This window comes from Agarivorans sp. JK6 (genome assembly GCF_045277145.1).
GTDB classification, from domain to species: Bacteria; Pseudomonadota; Gammaproteobacteria; order Enterobacterales; family Celerinatantimonadaceae; genus Agarivorans; species Agarivorans albus.
The window spans coordinates 86,081-103,910 of sequence record NZ_CP113525.1 but is presented as its reverse complement, the minus strand read 5'-3'; the positions used below and the strand labels follow the sequence as shown (position 1 = coordinate 103,910).

The following is a 17,830-nucleotide window of genomic DNA, read 5'->3' as shown; positions in this document are numbered from 1 at the left end:
GACTAGCTGCGCAATAAGTACCTAGCCATTGCCCAAATGATAGCGTTTATAAGAACAAAATAAACGATTAATCAAATAGTTCGGTGCTTGTTCTACTGGAATTTTTAGTACTGCGCCAAAGGCTCGGTAGTAAATTTTCGTAAGACCTCGGCTAAATGTGCCGCTTTGTCTTGATGTTTGTTGTGCAGGAAATGATAAAGCGGTACTTGGTCGAGCGCAGGACTCACCACAGTGATTTGTTTATGCCAATACTTTTTAATGACGTATTCGCCAAGTGACAGAGGCAATACCACTACATCAACGCGCTCTCGGCCCAGCATAGTTAGCGCTTGATGAGCGGTATTAAAAAACTGAGTATTGTTGTGCTTACGCATCTTTTCTTCTAGAAACAAATGCCCTCGCACCCCTGCTACTCTATACTGCTGCAAGCTTTGCCAATCGGTCACTAGCGCTTTATCTTTTTTTACAAAGGCAGCAATGGTGATATGGCCTACTGGCACCGGGATCAAAATATGATTAGGTAAGTAACTGCTGGCATAACGGGTTCTGGCCAACTCGGCATCAATGTCATGATTGTCTCTGGCGTGATGTAAGGAGCGTTTGGCTGGCATAGGCACGATGTCCACCTGATAACCAAGTTCTGCATAGGCAGCGCTTACCGTATCACGCACCTCTGGAAAAGCAGCGATAGTTTCAATCGTAGAGATACGTAAACTAGGCTCAGCACTCAAATAACCACAACAGAGTGTTAGCATGATCAAACAAACAGTTCGCATGCTATTTCCTTAATCTCAAAAGAAAGTAATAACTGACAATCTACTTTTTAGTGTAGTTGATTACTTCGCAAATCAAGTCACAACACTGACAAATTTGTTTATTTATTGACCTAGCTTAATTAAGGCTCATTCAACCGCTGCTTAAACAGTTGAATTAACGGTTGATTGGCATTGCTCTCGGTTGGCAAGCTGCCATAGCCGTAATACAGAGCAAAGGCGTCTTCATGGTAGCTATGAAAGTTAAAATGGGTTTGGTACTGATCGACAACGTCTAGCACGTCACTCACCCATTGCAAACCACCGCGTTGCTGTTCAAAGCAACCGCGAATGCAGCCAAATTCACCAAGATAAAGCGGTACTTGGTGCTGCTCGCCCCAACGCTCCATGGGCTCAATCATTTTCTCAATGAGTTGTTTGTCCCAAGCAACAATATCTTTAAGCCCATGTTGAAAATCTAAACGCAACTGCACACGGCTAGCAGCACCGGTTCCACGGGTTTTCACCCAACCAGAGATTTGATAGAAATGACCAACTTTAGGCACAACAAACTGTTGCGAGCTGCCATTATTGGCATCGCTGGTTGTCGCGCTAATCTGCAATATATCTTCACCTCCCTGGCGAAGGTGTTGCGAACGACCACGCTGATTAGCCGACCACAAGTACCAATCTGCGTGTTGGCTTAGGTCAATTTTCACTTCACGCAGAAGCTCCTTACCATCTGGTGCATATTCATTAATCACCACCTGCTTGAACAAGCTATCACCAGCATTATTTGCCGATACGAGGGCTGGATAAATCAAATCAATTTTTGAGTCTTGGTGCTGTAGTTTCTTTCCTTCTACAAACTGCCAATCGCTGTCGGCGTTGATTATTGGGTTATCAAACTGGGCGCCATACCAACTAGGTGAACCAATCACTTTCAGCCTATCGGGATCAGGATAAGAGGTTGGAACTTGGTATTGGCGTAACCATGAGGCTTGCTGATGGCTAAATGCCATTGGCTCATAAAAGTGATATTGGTAGACAACATTGGAATCTGCCAACTTAAAGAAGTTTTGCTGCTCGTCGATTTGCCATTGGTTTTTCACAGCCAACAAGCGCTCTACAAAAATCATTTGTTGCTGGTTAACTTGTCGAATTGCCGTTACTAACTCGTTAGCAAGATCTTCCCACTGCTGTTTACTGCGTGTAGTGACCGGTTCGTTAAGTAAATCTAAGGCAGCTACATTGGGGTGGCCTTGGTAACGCTTGGCAATGGCTTGCAACAGACTAATTAGTCGCAGCTGATTTTCACGCTTATCCCACAAGGCATCGCCCGCACCATTAGATTGAAAACCGCCTTGGGGAACATGAATATTGAGCACAAGATAAATGCCATGCTTTTCTGCCCACTGCACATTTTTATCTAACCAATCCCAACCCGACTGGTGGTATTTATAGGGCGCACTGTCGCTCTCAAAGGTTTGATAATTTAGGTAGAAACGAATGCTATTAAAGCCCATTTCTTTTAGGCGAATATAATCTTGCTCGTTGTGATGTTGGCTTGGAATGCGAGTATTAGCCCATACCTCATTGCCAAAGGCCACGCCTTTTAAACGTACTTTTTCACCTTTGCCATTTACAATAAAACGGCCATCAACTCGCAGACGCAAGTTGTCATCATAGGGTTTAGCGGATTGGTAGACTTGAACTTGTTCGAGAGCCATATCGGGCTTGCCCCCTGCAGCACTGCAGGCCAGCAAATTAAGTAAAACCGTTGCAACTATTACTGATAAAACAAGCCGCATGACTCTTTCCTTTTAAGGCTAGCGAAACCACATTACGATTATAAGCAGCGCTACAAAGAGAAACTAAAGCCAAGTTCAACTAATTGAAGAATATGAAAAATCGTTACGAGAGATAAAAAAGCGACATCAATTACAAGTTAAAAACTAAAAGGCAGGGCAGCTTGTCGTATATATGCCGTAAGTCATTGACGGTAAAATAGTATATTTTTCTTGCCGGTACTCAGTAACTTGCCTTTCACACCAAATAACAGCGTCTTCATATTCCTCATAGCCATTGCCATTTGCGTTCCAGCATTGATTCTCATCTTCATAGCTGTCCCATGGAAGCAAAGCTTTTGATTCAGTGATTCGACATGATGAATAGGTATTTGGATCGTCTCCACCACCTTGGTCTAAACAAGCAAACAATAAAGGGCATATTACTAATACTGAAAGGGACTTATTTAGCCAACTAATAGACATCTAACTCAAAGCCCTCTTTGAAAACCACTAAACTGCTACATGGCACACTAAAAAACACCGTTTCAGATTCTACAAATTTAATCTCTAGTTCAGCGAAAGCTTGGCAGTCGATGAGCGAACCTGATTTGGGTGCCAGCTTTATATCTTGCCCATAGATATCTAGATGCAGGCTATCCGATGAATGATTTCTTAATTTAAGAAAGCGTTCGTTATGCTCCGTCACCACAATACCGAATAACGGTTCTGATAGTTCCGAAGCATGAGAGCAAAAACACCCAAGCAACAACATTCCCAAAGTGAGCTTACCCAAATCGTTGTTCCTTAACAAAAAAAGCCACTTTAACAAGTGGCTTTTGACATTTCAATCAACAGTTTATAGCTTAAGCTTTATCGAGCGCTTGGCTAACGTCGTTGATGATGTCACCGATGTTTTCAATGCCAACCGAGATACGGATTAAATCGGCACTTACACCTGCTTTTGCTAACTCTTCATCATTTAACTGACGGTGAGTGGTGGATGCTGGGTGACAAGCAAGCGATTTAGCGTCACCAATATTCACCAAACGCAGAATCATTTCTAGGGCATCAATAAAGCGACCACCAGCTTCTTTTCCACCTTTAATACCAAAGCTCAAAATGCCAGAGGCTTTACCACCAACAATCTTTTCGCACAGCTCATTGTAAGGGCTGGTAGGCAGTGCAGCGTAGTTTACCCACTCCACTTTAGGGTGTTGCTTAAGGTAAGCCGCTAAGTTTTCGGCATTTTCACAGTGACGCTCCATTCGTAAACCCAGCGTTTCCAAACCTTGTAAAATTTGGAAGGCGTTCATCGGTGAAATAGCCGCACCAGTGTTACGCAGTGGTACTACGCGACAGCGGCCAATGTAGGCCGCAGGGCCTAGCGCTTCGGTATACACCACACCATGATAAGACGGATCTGGCTCGTTTAAGATTTTAAAGCGCTCTTTATTCGCCACCCAGTCAAACTTGCCAGAATCAACAATAATGCCGCCAATAGAGGTGCCATGCCCGCCAATGTATTTAGTTAATGAGTGAATAACGATGTCGGCACCCAGTTCAATCGGCCGACATAAAAACGGCGTAGCAACGGTATTATCAACCATTAAAGGTAGACCGTGTTTGTGGGCAATTTCGGCTAACTTAACCAAGTCAACTACGTTGCCTGCTGGGTTACCAATAGACTCACAGAAAATTGCGCGAGTATTTTCATCAATAGCCGCTTCAAACCCAGCGAAATCGTCTGCCGATACCATGCGCACATCAATGCCTTGTTTAGGGAAACTGTGGGCAAACAAATTATAGGTGCCGCCATACAGCTGGCTAGTGCTTACGATATTAGTGCCCACTTCACAGATACATTGAATCGCGTAGGTAATGGCAGCCATGCCAGAGGCCAAAGCAAGGCCAGCAATGCCTCCTTCCATAGCTGCAACCCGCTGCTCTAGCACGTCAGTAGTAGGGTTCATAATACGGGTATAGATATTACCCGGAACCTTTAAATCAAACAGATCGGCACCATGCTGAGTATCATCAAAAGTGTAAGACGTAGTTTGATAGATAGGCACCGCGGCCGCTTTAGTGGTAGCTTCCGATTGATAACCATGATGAAGTGCTAAAGACTCTAATTTCATTACTGTTCTCGCTGCTAAAGGAATAAAACAACCCTGTCTGCCGCTGCAAATACTGCGGCAATTCCATTTATTACTGGCCAGCAGCAATAAACCGAGGATCAACGTAAAGTGTTAGTTGTAGCCTAAACTACGCTACAAAAGATAATAGAAGTATCGCGCTTTGTGATCCATCACTAGGGGCTGTTTATCTTTCGAGCTAATTTTTGTCAGCGACTTAGGTTATGCCCATGTTGTGCCAACGGTAGGTCTTCCAGCGCCAGTGATTAATCAGGCCGCGGATAACTTCGTCTAAAGCAAAACAGGCCCAAGCGCCAATAATGCCAAGCTGCCAAGAGATAGAGCAAAGATAAATAATGGGCACCACGCCCCAAATAAAAGCAACCCCAACAGTGGCGGCAAACCTGCCGTCGCCCACCGCTTTTAAGCCCATTCCAGCTACAATATTGATCGCCCGAAACGGCTCCATCACGATACAAATAATCAGCAACCATTTGGCATAGAATGCAACTTGAGGGTCGTCACTAAACAAGCTAATTAAGGGCTGATAACACCACGCAAATAAGCTCATATTGGCAAAAGCAAACAGCATGGCTAGCTTAATACAGCGATTGTATGTGGCGTCTACTTCATCTAGCTTTCTCGCTCCCATGTGGTGAGCCATGATGATTTGCCCAGCGGCCGCCAAAGACCAACTCACCGCCATAGAAATAAACAAAAAGCGCAGAACAAAAGTATAAGAAGATACCGCAAGCACACCTAAACTCGCCAATATTCCCGCCACTACGATTTGTTGCAAAGTGTAGTTAGCAGGCTCGGCTGCTGAGGGAATAGCAATTTTAATCAATGGTTTTATCACTGCACGCATGCGCGGCAATATCGCCCACGTAAACTCAAAGCTTACTTGCGCTTTTATGTGCACAATCAGCATTACAACCACACAAGCAAAGGCATAAGACAGCACAGTGCCCAAAGCGATACCTTTTAAGCCCATGGGCTCAAGCCCAAACCAACCAAAGAAGAACGTCGCATTTAAAAATATATTCATCACATTGGTGAGCAGCGAGGCCAACATGTTCCAGTTGGTCATTGCTTTAGCCGCTAGAATTGAGCCATAAGCACAACGCAACCCAAAGAAGCCAAAGGTGAAGGCCATAATGGCTAAGTACTCTTCCGCGTAAGTTTGCATCTGCACAGGGAAGTTAAGCCAAAGTGCGATATTGTCGAAATTAAGGTAGGTAAACAGACTAAATGCTAGACCGGCCAAGCCCAGCAACACCACATTAGTCATAAATACCGGCACGACTTTATCAAGCTTGTTCGCCCCGTAATATTGAGAGGCCGCAGCCGTACCGCCAGTAGAGAGCATGGGCAGTACAAAAAAGCCAATCCATAGGTAAGGCATCAATAAACCCGCTGTCGCGGCGGCCTCTTCCCCTAAAAGGCTAAGAAAGTAAATATCGGCCATTACAACAATGCCGCTGGTAAGCTGCTCAATTAAAATAGGCCACGCCAAACTAAACAATTTGAGTTTATTTACTGCGGCTTGCGGCATACTTCGGCTCCGGTGTTGGGCAACACTACATTGTAACCAGCTAAAGCACTTATAAGCTTACGATTTTCACTTTAATTGTTATTTTTCTTAAATTTGCTGCGAAGCCTCAATAAACCTTAAAAGCTGTGCATGTTATTTCATTAACTTCGCTAACAAGCGATCACAACCGGCTTTAAGTGCTTGCAACTCTTCTAGCGGTAAATCAGCTTGGCATAACATGGCTTGAGGGATTGCTTCGGCTGGCTCACGCAGTGCCACACCTTGCGGTGTAAGGCTAATAACTCTTACTCGCTCGTCTTGCTCAGACCTGGCTCTAAGCACTAAACCTTTAGCCTCTAAGCGCTTTAATAGCGGGGTTAAGGTGCCTGAATCCAAGTGAACGCGTTCACCCAAGCTCTTCACGCTTACGCTATCGTGCTCCCACAGCACCATCATCACAATGTACTGCAAATAAGTAAGATCCAGCTTATCCAATAAGGGACGATAAGCCCGTCCCATTGCGTTCGAAGCACTGTACAGGGAGAAGCACAATTGCTTATCTAAACTCAGGCTAGCTACATGGTTTTGCTGTTTACTCATCACTGCACTCTAATGTTTCACCAAAAATAAATTGTGCACAATATACTTGCATTTCGTTTTCGCCTCAACTAAAGTTGCAAACAATTAAATTGCGCACAACTTAAATTAAAAGGTAACGATTATGACAACGCTATACACAACTTCAGCAACTGCACTAGCCGGCCGCAATGGACAAGTGAGTACCGACGATAAAAAACTAGATTTAGCATTAAGCTATCCAAAAGAGATGGGCGGAAGCGGCGAAGCCACTAATCCAGAACAGCTTTTCGCCGCAGGTTATGCAGCGTGTTTTTCTAACGCTATTTTACATGTGGCTCGAGAAGGTAAAGTGGCCATTAAATCTGCCCCTACAACCGCTACCGTAGGCATTGGTCCTAACGACAACGGCGGCTTTGCGCTAACCGTTTCGCTTGCGGTAGAGCTTGAATTAGAACAGGCTGCAGCAGAAGAGTTGGTAAAAGTGGCCCACCAAGTTTGCCCGTATTCAAACGCGACTCGCGGCAATATTGATGTAAAACTGTCAGTAAATGGCGCCGCCTTATAAGCCGCTGCTCAATAAAAAACCAAGCTTAGGCTTGGTTTTTTCACTATTTGTCTAACAAAGCCTGTCGCTGCCGCTGATATTCTTCATAACTCACGTCGGCTTCGTCCATACAGCTTAAATAATCTTGATGATTAGTTTGCTTGTCACACTGTCGTTGCTGGTTGCCCTGCATGGCATGGTAGGCCTGCTGCTGGCTGCAAGCACTGGTTATCAGTAAACTAAGAATGATTAGGGTACTTCGCATTGCTAAATTCTCCCTCACACTGCGCTTAAGCAACTATATTAGGCAACTTTCTCAACAAACTCTTTATGAGAATTGTCAGCAAGTCTATTCGTCAATGCTTAGCTGGTTGCTTAAGAATAGAAACCCTTGTACATACTAATATTTTGCAGACTTATCCCCAGCCGAACTAACTGATTATGCGACACAACAGCAAAGCCTTGTTTGACAAAAAAGTCTTTGGCCACCAATGAGGCATCTACCCGCAGCCCAGCAAGCTTTTGTTCTCGAGCAATGCTTTCAACATGTTGATATAGCGCTTGGCCCACTGCTTTTCCTTGATGCTCTGGTGCAACATAGAAACAATCTATGTAATCACCTTCTAACTCTATAAATCCTAATAGCTGCTTATCAGCTAAGGCTAAAAAACAGCGTTTACTTTTCAAACGGTGTTGCCAGCGAGAATAGTCTATATCTAGCGGCGCCCACGCAGCTTTTTGTTCCTTAGAATAAAGCTCATCGTCAATGGCATGCACTGCTTGGGTGAACAAATCGGCCACTGCTTGGCAATATTCATCGGTGTAAGCAGTGATGGTGACCATCATGGCAATAAACTCGACAAGGCTTGATTAAAATCTAGCAACGTCGGTTCGCCATTGGGACTAAGCAAATAAGCTAAAGCCGCTATATTGAGTAGCACCGTACAATAATAACCCCAGCGAAAAGACTGCTTTTGAGTTTTATGCCGCAACGTTTGTTGGGCGAACATCGCACCTGGCCAGCCACCAATAAGCGCAAACACATGCAGCTTGAGCTCTTGAACGCGCCAGCGACCCGCTTGCGCTGCCGATTTATCTAGGGCGTATAAAGCAAAAGTAACCACGCTCATAACTACATAGAACACTAACAAAGCCAGTGGCAGTTTTTGCAATAGCACCAAACTAAGCAATAAAACAAAAAAGGCTAAAGCAGCCATGCCAGCTCGCTTAGCTAAACCATTTGGCTTATTAGAAAATGCCGGCTTACTACCCACTAAACGCAGCTGCTTAGCACAAGGGCGGCCTTGCTTATCCTTAGCTAAGGTGTAATTAAACCAATGACCAACTAACTTTTCTGGGTCGAGTTTTTTATCGGTAAAGCTGCTTATGTGCACAAACAACTGCTTAGACTCACCATTCAAGCTGAGAAAGCCAAAACCCTTAGCCCGATTCCACGAGGCCAATTTTGCTTTAGCCATTTTCACCTCGGACTTTACTCGCCAAGTTTTGGGCAAAGCGCTCAATCTGTTCTGCCATTAGCGGATTGGTATTAGCGAGTCCTTTAGCAACGCCAAGCTGATTTTCGACACTATGATTTTGGCTCTGTTTAAATTGCGCTTGCCAGCTATCAATGCTTATTTCAAAACCAACAATGGCTTTATTTAGCTGTTCAATAAATTTATCGGGTGCATCGCTCACTTGCCAAGGCTGACTTTGTGCTCGCTCGTTTTGCTCAGTTAGCCTTTGCAACAAACTTAGCTTCCAAGCAAGAGCATCTTGTTTAGTCATGGTCCCATTAACATGCACAGCTTGGTAATTCCAAGTAGGTACTACCTTTGGATTACTTAGTTTTGAAGGGTAATAATTGGGAGAAACATAAGCATCTTCCCCTTGAAACACCACCAAAGCAGCTAGAGGATTAAGTAAACGCTTTGCTAAAGGATTAATACGAGCAATATGCCCCTGCAAACACCAGCTATCATCAGCATTTTTAGCCAGCAGTAGAGGTACGTGATCGGCCACTAAACCCGCTTCACTAACGGTACTAATACAGGCTAGAGGATATTCGCTAATTAGCGTAGATATTTGATGCCAATCTTGTTGCTTAAAATGCGTTGGTATATGCACGTAGTGTTGCTCCCTATTGTTCTGCTAAATACTCTCACGGAACGGGAGCGCTACACTAGCCTTAGTTGGGCAATTATGGCGTGTACATTTCGGGCGCTTTCGATAAGGTCATGGCATAACCTGCGCTAGCCAAGCCCTCTATATCGGTAGCTTTTACCTGCATTTCTCCGCTAATCCAAACCACTTCCCATGGTTCTATCATATCTATTCCCTTGGGATGACTAACGTGAATAATTTGATTAGGTGGTGGCGGTGGTAAATGCAAACACGCGCCAAAAAATGGTACTAAAAAGAACTCGGTGATTTTGTTGCCATCACTTTCTAACGGCACAATAAAACCGGGCATACGCATGTTTTGCCCATCTAGAGCATGAACTAAGCCACCAGTTTTAATTTGTGGGGCACGTTCATCTAACTGCACCTCATGATTGATGGGTGCGGGCTTTTGACCACGCTCCAGCTCAGGAATGAGTGTTTGCCATGGGTTCGCCGCAACCAACACACTAGGGCTAAGCAAAACCAGTAAACTTAAATATATAATACGCAACATAAAAAGACCTTTAAGCCCGACTTGTGCCGGGCTTAGCATAGAGATTTAGTTAGCGTCTAAAGCGCCACGCATAACATTGTAAATAGCGGTATTGTCTACCGTACGACCCACAAAGGCGTGTGAATTTAGGCCCCAAGATGCAATAGGTACATCTACGTTAGTGTGGCTTCCCCACTTCCAACTTACCTCTGGTACAACACCGATACCGTTGGTTTTCTCAAGCACCAAACCACCGGTTTCGTGGTCAGCGGTTACAACTACCATGCTGTCGCTGCGTAAATCAGACCAATTAACCACTTCTTCCACTGTCTTATCAAAAGCAATGGTTTCGTGAATTAAGCGCTCTTCATCGTTGAGGTGGCCAGCAAAGTCGATTTGTGAACCTTCCACCATCAATACAAAGCCATTTGGATTTTTCGATAAGATTTCAATCGCTACTTGGGTCATTTCATTCAACTGTGGAATGTCTTGCTCTTCGTAACTTTTTTGATCTCCCAAAGGCAATATGTAAGGAATTTCATCTTCACCAAAAATACCTGCAAAGAGAATTTCTGCATTTGGGTCGTTAGCAGGTAAAGCCGCTACTGCAGGAATCATATCGGTTTTGTTTTTCACGATAGTGTAGCCACCTAAGTCAGCTTGCTGGCTAATCACATCTACGCCATCAACTTGCTTGCTACCACATAAGGCTACGTTAGGTTTTACATCGCCAAACATGCTTTTTGAAAGCGTCACAAAATCATTTCGATTTGGACCATGTGAAACAAAGGCCGCAGGCGTTGCGTGAACACAGTGTGACGTTGCCACAATACCTACCGATTTGCCCTGCTTTTGCGCATATTCCATGATGGTTTCTAAATCAGAGCCATCTCCCGGACGAGCTTGTGCAATGGTGCCAGATATGGCTTTACGACCAGTTGAGATTGCCGTGGCTGCCGCCGCTGAATCGGTGTAATAGTTCATGCCTAGCTCTGCCAAGTTCTCGTAACCCAAGGTATCGGCACTGGCAGTTTTAATATCGCCGCGATGCTTACCAGACTCTAGGAATAAGGCTTCACCCATGTAGGCGCGAGTAATATCAATTTGCCCGTAACCCATACCGTCACCAATCATCAATACAATGTTGTTGGCTGATTCAAGATCAATCACATCAATCTCTTGGCTAGAACTGGTTTGAGTCGCTAAACCTTGATTGGTGGTTAAGTTTACTTGGTAACGGCCTGTCGCATCTGCACTGGCCAGTTTGCGAATGTCGCTAATGGTTTGGCTATCATCGTCAGTTAGGGTAACGCTCATGTCACCTTCTGTGTCCCAGTGGTAACTTTGCGCAAAGGTGCTGCCGTCTGCCGTTAAGCTGGTAGGCAAATTAGCCACAGTTACGGTGTCGTGGCCAACCACTGCACGTACTTTTGCCAAGGTAAGTGGCACAGCTTGCTGACCATCACCCAAAGTGGACAGTGAAAATACGTAGCTGCCCGCTTCTACCTGTGCCGACATTTTGCCGCCTGGGTAAGTTGTCAGTGAAGATTCACCTTCGGTTAAGCTAATTGGCTGATTATCTAAAGAGCCATAAACCAATGGTGAATCGATGCCTTGGTGTAAGTTAAAGCTAATGGTACCGGCTTCTGCGAAGTTCATTTGTAACTGGTAGTTACCTGCACCGGCATAGCTAAATTGGCTGCTTTCGTCGGCGATCCAATCATTGAAGGTGCCTACTAGGTACATAGCTTGGCTTAAATTATCAACGTCACTATCGGTGATGTTTTCAATCAACAATGTTGGGTTGTCAATGGTGGCCGAAGCATCAAGGGTAAAACGAAATACCTGATCTTCATCGTCGGCAACGGTGATATCCATGTTTTGGTTACCAAAGTCGTCGTACTTGCGCTGCAATTCCATTGGGATATCAAATACCACTTCAGCATCGGCGTCTTCACCAATCGCTAAGTCGCGCTCGGCACTCCAGCTTGGGTCAGAGATTTTGAAGGAGTACTCACCTGGCTGCATGCTAAATAAGGCAATGTATTCACCGTCGCCTTGGTAGTGTAACTGAGCTTCTGGGCGCGAAGACCAGCTATTCATAGAGCCCTTGATATACAAGCGACAATCTTTGTTGGCGTCGGCAGCAATTTCTTCATCGCTACATTTAAACGGCCCTAAGTCAATGCTGTCGGCGATGGGTGGATCGAGATACACATATTCGGTATCACTATTACAACCGACTACAGCAGATGCGATAGACACCCCTGCAACTACTTTTAATACTTTCCCTAAACGCATTACATTTCCTCAATAAGTACTAATTAACTTGCGGATACATCGAAATAAATACCGCGGGAAAGCTAGCTGCGAATAATGACACTTATATTAAGCCTATGAATCAAAAGCGGTTTACCATCAAAGTAAATGAGCAATTAAGCTCACTTAAAGATCAAAAAGAGAAAGATTAAACTAGCGAGAAGATCAGAAAGGCTTTTCAAAATGAATCGAAAACATTTTCATAAAGTAGGAAATAAAAAATAAGAAATAATTGTGACAGACCAGGTTAATAGTAAAAACCAAGGGAGACGCGAAACCAGCTTCCCTTGGTTTACACTCTTACACTTTAAAGTTAGCAATACTGGCTTGAATGAGGCTACTTAGTTGGCCTACTTTTTTGGCTTGCTCTGCGGTTTGTTCGGTACCTTCTAAGCTCATTTGAGCTGCCGACTCAATATCTTGCATTTCACTAACCACTGTTTCAGAGGTTGATAATTGCGCATCACAAGCCGCACTTACATCATCAAGCAAACGTGTGATGTCGCTTACCAATTGATGGGTTTTCTCTACTGAGAGCTGCATTTCTGACATCAGTTCAAAACTGGTGTTAGCTTGCACTTTGCCTTGTTGCATTTGCCCCTCGGTTTTTTCAGCGCCTTTCACTAAGTCACTCATCATCTGTTCGATTTGATCGGTTGAACCACGAGTTTGCTTAGCTAAGTTGCGCACCTCATCGGCAACTACCGCAAAGCCACGGCCATGCTCACCAGCGCGCGCAGACTCAATCGCAGCATTTAGCGCCAGCAGGTTAGTTTGTTCGGCAATACCGTTAATCACTTCTAAGATTTTGCTGGCGTCTTTACTGTTTTGCGCTAATTCACGCATATCTACCGAGGCTGTATCTACTTGACTCACCAAGTGCTTAATTTCATTGGTAGCCGATTGAGTCAGGGTATTTCCTTGCATTGACGCTTCATCAATCGCAATTGCCGACTGATCGGCATTACGTACATGATTGGCCACTTCATTAAAACCTTGCGACAAGCTGCCAATATGCTGGCTTACTTCGGCAACAACTTGTTGCTGTTGACCGACTTGCCCCTTAGATTGCTGGGCCAACTGGTTCAGCTGATTGGCCGCTTCATTCAAGGTGGCAACATGCTGGTTAATGCTGGTAACCGTGCCTTGCAGCAACTCAATAAATTGATTAAATGCCGCCGCCAGCTGCGCTAGTTCATCTTTACCTTTAACTTTTAAACGCTGGGTTAAATCCCCATCTCCTTGGGCAATCGCCTGCATGGCTTGCACCATGGTAACCACCGGTTGGCGAATAAATCGGGTAATCACCCATGCAAGCAACAACGAAATAAATACAATTGATACACCAAAAGCCAAGCTTGTGCGCGCAGTTTGGTGCAGCTGCTGGGCAATGGCATGGCTAGATTCTCCCAAAATTTGCCATTGTGTTTGCTGGCTATCTCCTGCCCCTTTTACCACTTGCTCTGCGGCGGGATTAAGCAAATCGTCCATCAGTAGTTGTTGTTCTTCCAGCAATTCAAAAATGCTGTTGGCAGCAATAGAGAGCTGACCAACATACTGTTCTACTTCAATAATCCAGGCTTTGTGGTGCTCTCTGTTTAAGCCCTTTTTCAAGTCGATAAGATCATTTTCTGCACCAAACAACTCCAGGTAAAACTGATCTTTACTGCGGCTATCACGGCGATTTAAGTGACTCATTAATCCTATAGATGCTGCTTGAATATGATTCGCTAAACTCACGGTTAAGGCAGGTAAACGCCCTGAGTTAAGAAGATCTAAGGTGGCATGAATATCCGATGTTTTAGCTAAGGCTTGCGGTACTAACTGGCGCAGCACGGTGTTCTCGAGGCTACTCACCTCGGCTAACAGCGGCACCAGTTCATCAGCAAAGTGCTGATCCAACAATTGGCTGTTGTTAGTTATTTGCTCGGCATTATTAAAGGCTGCCAAATATGGGCTCTTAGCCAAAGCTTGGGCTTGCTCTGCCAACTGCTGGTATTGCTGCAACAAGCGCGGATCTTCTGTTTGACTATAGCGCGATTGCAGAACCAGACGCTGCAAGGCATTCACCGACAGCTCACCAGCTAAGCGGGCGCTAGGCTCAACAGTATCGGAGAATTCTACCGCTTGTTGCTCTACGCCACTAAGCGAGTAATGGCTATTCCACAGCATCAGCGCAAGCAGCAACACTATGCCCACAGGGATAAGCGCAATTTTTTGGCTTAGGTTTAATTTGTCCATCATAAGGCTGCCGCTCCTACCATTACCAACAAGCCACTGCGCAAACTTACAAAGGCAGCATAAGCTTGATTAGCATCGGAATAGGCGTTTACTTGCTTGGGCGGGCTGTCTTTTTCTATTTGTAGAATGGTTTTAGCGCGATGCAGCTCGGCCAGTATATTCACACTTGTATCCACAAGTTGATAAGCGCTAGACTCTCCGGCCGGCAAACGCCCCGGTTTGCTAGGCTCAATAGCCAGTTGGCGAAACAGTCTTTCGAGCAAATACCAAGATTGCAAGGCAACAATGTTTACATCTGTTAGCTCTCTGCCGCTCACACTTAGCTCACCGGAAAACTGCAAAGGTAGTTCTCGGGCTTGGCTGATAAGTAGCAGTTCTGCTTGGGTTTTATTGACGTTGTTGGCTAAGTCTTGCAGTGAATCTCTCTCGACCAAACCTTCAAACAGGTACTCGATGAGCACCAACTGTTGATATACATCGTTAACCGATTTCCCCAAAGGTCGCTCGACTTCTGGCCCTGCGGGTACACCCAACTTAGTCATCACTTGACTCAATTGCAGCTCTAATTCCTCTAGATAAGGCATTACACTGCGTGGGCGAATTACACTATAAGCCACTGGCTTAGGCTCTATTGGGTTTAAACCTTGCGCACTTAATAAGCTAGCTGCCAAAGCACTTAGCTGACGAGTTTTAAACACCAAATGCACTGCTAGTTTATCGGCAAATATCTGTGGTTCGCTCTGTAATTCACTTAAATCTTTGGCTGAGCGAATGGCTTGCAATTGCTCGCTAATAAACTGCGTTTTTTGAAACAAATGGTTGTTATTAACAATCGCTGCGAAGCTGCTAGGGCTTATCAATAACAAACACACCCACACACTACGCCACGGTTTAACAATAAGTGATAAAATCATCAAAGTTTTTTCTCTTCCCTGAACTGCTATTCATAGCCAAATTGATTAAAGCTTACGATGAGTTTCAGATTTATCTTTCAAGCATAGAAAGCTTTTAAGAATAAAGCCAAGCAAGAGCCAAACCAATAAATGATGTTAGTCATAAAAAGATGACAATTGAATGACTTATATCAGCTTAGAGATTGAGTAAGCGTTTTATGTTCTGCTGAGTGTGCAGCTGTAAATCGGCCACCGTTTGCTCGCGCAAATCAGCGACTTTTTGATAGATGTGGGGTAAATAGCAAGGTTCGTTACGACGGCTTTTCGGCTTTGGGCGCAAATCGCGAGGTAACAAATAAGGGGCGTCGGTTTCTAGCAATAAGCGATCGTTAGGGATCTCGGTTACGCGCTGTTGCAGGTCTTCACCACGGCGTTCATCACATACCCAGCCTGTGATACCAATATATAAGTCTAAATCTAAACACGCTTTTAGTGCGGCTTTATCACTGGTAAAACAGTGCAACACTGCACCGGGAAGCTTATCTCGCCAAGGTGTAAGAATATCGATAAAGCGTTGATGGGCATCACGTTCATGCATTACCACCGGCATGTTCAACTCGGCGGCTAAAACTAGCTGGGCTTCAAAAATGGCTTCTTGCTGCGGGCGCGGCGAAAAGTCACGGTTGAAATCTAAGCCGCACTCCCCCACTGCCAGCACCTGTGGTTGTGCAAGCAAAGGTTTAAGCTGTTGTAATTGCTCAATAGTTACCGACTTTGCATCATGAGGGTGCACACCTGCCGTGGCATAACAAACGCCAGGCCACTGCAAAGCCAACTCGCTAACCGCGAGGCTTTCATCCATATCGCTAGCCAACAACAACATGCCGTTTACCCCGGCTTGTTGGGCGCGAGCGATCACTTCATCACGGTCTTTATCAAACTGCGAGCTTGTAAGGTTTAGTGCAATATCGAACATGGGTACGTTAAGCTTGCGCTTCTTCGTCATCTTTACGCACATAAAAGCGCGCAAAGAACAATCCCACTTCAAACAGCAACCACATTGGCAACGCCAACAAGGTTTGTGAAATCACATCTGGTGGAGTTAGCAACATGCCGACCACAAAGGCCCCCACAATTACGTAAGGGCGCTTGCTGCGCAGCTTTTCAGGCGTGGTGGCGCCAGACCAACATAACAACATGGTAGCGATGGGAATTTCAAAGGCTAAACCAAAAGCAAAAAACAGCTTAAGGACAAAGTCCAAATAGTTGGAAATATCGGTGGCAATGGTTACGCCTTCGGGCGCGACCGCAGTGAAAAAAGCAAATGCCAGTGGAAATACCACATAAAAGGCAAACGCCACGCCTGCATAAAACAACAAGCCTGAGCCAAACACTAAGGGGATTAGCAGCTTGCGCTCGTGTTGATACAAACCCGGTGCAATAAAGCCCCAAGCTTGCGCTAACAAATAGGGCATAGCTAAAAATACCGAGGCCACCAAAGTTAGTTTTATCGGCGTAAAAAACGGCGCAGCAACATCGGTTGCAATCATGCTGGCGTTTTCTGGCATTACGCTTAACAAAGGCTCGGCGAGCAAAGCGTAAATGTCGTTAGCAAAATACACTAGGCAGAGAAAAATCAGCAAACAAGCCAATACTCCACGTAACAAGCGATTGCGTAACTCAACTAGATGCTCAATTAAGGGCTGCGCAGGGGCGTCACTCATAGCTTATTTTTTATCTTCTTGGCTGGATTCAGGTGGCGGATCACTCGGCATGGTTACCGTGTCGGCCTCGTGTTGATTTTGCTCGGGTGAACTCTTTTGATAAGGGCGAGTCACCGATTCGGCGCGGGCTTTTAAGGTTTCGAAAGATTCACTTAAATCACCATTAAGCGACTCAAGACCTTGCTGCTCGGCTTTTTTAAGGTTTTGGTGAAGCTCGTCTAGCTCAAGCTCTTGCTTAAGCTCGGTAGTTACCGAAGAGACCGACTGCTTTACCTTACGCACCACCGCCAACACACTACGAATAGCGCCTGGCAAGCGTTCTGGGCCTAGTATCACTAAGCCCATCACCGAGATAAGGATTAACTCCCAAAACCCAATATCAAACATGCTTAGCCTTGCTGTTGGTCTTTGCTTTTAGCGGTTTCTTCGGCTTGCTCTTTGTTTTGAGCAAGTTGTTCTGGTGTAGATTTTTCAGCCGTTTTGCTTTCATCGTCGTTCATGGCATTTTTAAAACCTTTTACTGCAGAACCTAGGTCTCCACCCATGTTACGCAGTTTTTTGGTTCCAAATAGCAACACCACAATTACCGCTACGATCAACAGTTGCCAAATACTAATTCCACCCATCTGTTTTTCCTTTTCCTATTCTGCTTAGCCACAATGGCTA

20 protein-coding genes are annotated in these 17,830 nt (G+C 45.0%); 1 reads left to right on the top strand and 19 read right to left on the bottom strand.

Annotated features, from left to right (window positions below):
• Window positions 1-104: 104 nt before the first annotated feature.
• The 7 genes from OV592_RS00505 to OV592_RS00475 form a co-directional block, all read right to left on the bottom strand.
• The gene (locus tag OV592_RS00505; RefSeq protein WP_406610035.1) at window positions 105-776 is read right to left on the bottom strand and encodes a substrate-binding periplasmic protein; all 672 of its coding nucleotides are present in this window, start codon (window positions 774-776) and stop codon (window positions 105-107) included.
• A gap of 119 nt (window positions 777-895) precedes the next feature.
• A complete protein-coding gene (locus tag OV592_RS00500) occupies window positions 896-2,563 on the bottom strand; it encodes a glycoside hydrolase family 5 protein (protein WP_406610034.1) in 1,668 nt (555 codons plus the stop codon).
• Between the two features lie 144 nt (window positions 2,564-2,707).
• The gene (locus tag OV592_RS00495; RefSeq protein ID WP_152783916.1) at window positions 2,708-3,025 is read right to left on the bottom strand and encodes a hypothetical protein; all 318 of its coding nucleotides are present in this window, start codon (window positions 3,023-3,025) and stop codon (window positions 2,708-2,710) included.
• The gene (locus tag OV592_RS00490) at window positions 3,015-3,335 is read right to left on the bottom strand and encodes a hypothetical protein (protein WP_406610033.1); all 321 of its coding nucleotides are present in this window, start codon (window positions 3,333-3,335) and stop codon (window positions 3,015-3,017) included. Before OV592_RS00490 ends, OV592_RS00495 begins: the two co-directional genes overlap by 11 nt.
• 70 nt (window positions 3,336-3,405) lie before the next feature.
• Window positions 3,406-4,677 (bottom strand): O-acetylhomoserine aminocarboxypropyltransferase/cysteine synthase family protein, encoded by a 1,272-nt coding sequence (locus OV592_RS00485; RefSeq protein WP_406610032.1) that lies wholly within the window; start codon window positions 4,675-4,677, stop codon window positions 3,406-3,408.
• A gap of 214 nt (window positions 4,678-4,891) precedes the next feature.
• Complete coding sequence (locus tag OV592_RS00480) at window positions 4,892-6,229, bottom strand: MATE family efflux transporter (protein ID WP_406610031.1); 1,338 nt, start codon at window positions 6,227-6,229, stop codon at window positions 4,892-4,894.
• A gap of 132 nt (window positions 6,230-6,361) precedes the next feature.
• Window positions 6,362-6,808 carry a MarR family winged helix-turn-helix transcriptional regulator gene (locus OV592_RS00475; protein ID WP_016400011.1) on the bottom strand — a complete coding sequence of 149 codons (447 nt, stop codon included), beginning with the start codon at window positions 6,806-6,808 and terminating at the stop codon, window positions 6,362-6,364.
• Between the two features lie 121 nt (window positions 6,809-6,929).
• On the opposite strand from OV592_RS00475, the gene OV592_RS00470 reads away from it, so the two are divergent.
• Window positions 6,930-7,352: an organic hydroperoxide resistance protein gene (locus OV592_RS00470; RefSeq protein WP_152783924.1), complete on the top strand. Its 423-nt coding sequence runs from the start codon at window positions 6,930-6,932 to the stop codon at window positions 7,350-7,352.
• Window positions 7,353-7,395: 43 nt separating this feature from the next.
• Here the strand turns inward: OV592_RS00470 and OV592_RS00465 are convergent, their stop codons facing one another.
• The 12 genes from OV592_RS00465 to tatA all read right to left on the bottom strand — a co-directional run bounded on the left by OV592_RS00465 (window position 7,396) and on the right by tatA (window position 17,790).
• Window positions 7,396-7,596 carry a hypothetical protein gene (locus OV592_RS00465; RefSeq protein WP_406610030.1) on the bottom strand — a complete coding sequence of 67 codons (201 nt, stop codon included), beginning with the start codon at window positions 7,594-7,596 and terminating at the stop codon, window positions 7,396-7,398.
• 110 nt (window positions 7,597-7,706) lie between these two features.
• Window positions 7,707-8,177, bottom strand: a complete 471-nt coding sequence (locus tag OV592_RS00460; RefSeq protein ID WP_406610029.1) for a GNAT family N-acetyltransferase — start codon at window positions 8,175-8,177, stop codon at window positions 7,707-7,709.
• Window positions 8,174-8,809 (bottom strand): DUF1294 domain-containing protein, encoded by a 636-nt coding sequence (locus OV592_RS00455; protein WP_406610028.1) that lies wholly within the window; start codon window positions 8,807-8,809, stop codon window positions 8,174-8,176. The genes OV592_RS00460 and OV592_RS00455 overlap by 4 nt, the downstream gene beginning before the upstream one ends.
• Window positions 8,802-9,458: an FMN-binding negative transcriptional regulator gene (locus OV592_RS00450; protein ID WP_406610027.1), complete on the bottom strand. Its 657-nt coding sequence runs from the start codon at window positions 9,456-9,458 to the stop codon at window positions 8,802-8,804. Before OV592_RS00450 ends, OV592_RS00455 begins: the two co-directional genes overlap by 8 nt.
• Window positions 9,459-9,531: 73 nt before the next feature.
• Window positions 9,532-10,008, bottom strand: a complete 477-nt coding sequence (locus OV592_RS00445; RefSeq protein ID WP_406610026.1) for a DUF3299 domain-containing protein — start codon at window positions 10,006-10,008, stop codon at window positions 9,532-9,534.
• Between the two features lie 45 nt (window positions 10,009-10,053).
• Window positions 10,054-12,288 (bottom strand): alkaline phosphatase, encoded by a 2,235-nt coding sequence (locus tag OV592_RS00440; RefSeq protein WP_406610025.1) that lies wholly within the window; start codon window positions 12,286-12,288, stop codon window positions 10,054-10,056.
• A gap of 318 nt (window positions 12,289-12,606) precedes the next feature.
• On the bottom strand, window positions 12,607-14,550 hold the full coding sequence (locus OV592_RS00435; protein WP_406610024.1) for a methyl-accepting chemotaxis protein: 1,944 nt from the start codon (window positions 14,548-14,550) through the stop codon (window positions 12,607-12,609).
• Complete coding sequence (locus tag OV592_RS00430; protein ID WP_406610023.1) at window positions 14,547-15,461, bottom strand: hypothetical protein; 915 nt, start codon at window positions 15,459-15,461, stop codon at window positions 14,547-14,549. The genes OV592_RS00435 and OV592_RS00430 overlap by 4 nt, the downstream gene beginning before the upstream one ends.
• Window positions 15,462-15,636: 175 nt before the next feature.
• A complete protein-coding gene (locus tag OV592_RS00425; protein ID WP_406610022.1) occupies window positions 15,637-16,446 on the bottom strand; it encodes a TatD family hydrolase in 810 nt (269 codons plus the stop codon).
• Window positions 16,424-17,164: a twin-arginine translocase subunit TatC gene (gene tatC / locus OV592_RS00420; RefSeq protein ID WP_016400023.1), complete on the bottom strand. Its 741-nt coding sequence runs from the start codon at window positions 17,162-17,164 to the stop codon at window positions 16,424-16,426. The genes OV592_RS00425 and tatC overlap by 23 nt, the downstream gene beginning before the upstream one ends.
• A gap of 3 nt (window positions 17,165-17,167) precedes the next feature.
• The gene (gene tatB / locus OV592_RS00415; protein WP_152783942.1) at window positions 17,168-17,551 is read right to left on the bottom strand and encodes a Sec-independent protein translocase protein TatB; all 384 of its coding nucleotides are present in this window, start codon (window positions 17,549-17,551) and stop codon (window positions 17,168-17,170) included.
• A gap of 2 nt (window positions 17,552-17,553) precedes the next feature.
• Complete coding sequence (gene tatA / locus OV592_RS00410; RefSeq protein WP_016400025.1) at window positions 17,554-17,790, bottom strand: Sec-independent protein translocase subunit TatA; 237 nt, start codon at window positions 17,788-17,790, stop codon at window positions 17,554-17,556.
• Window positions 17,791-17,830: the final 40 nt, after the last annotated feature.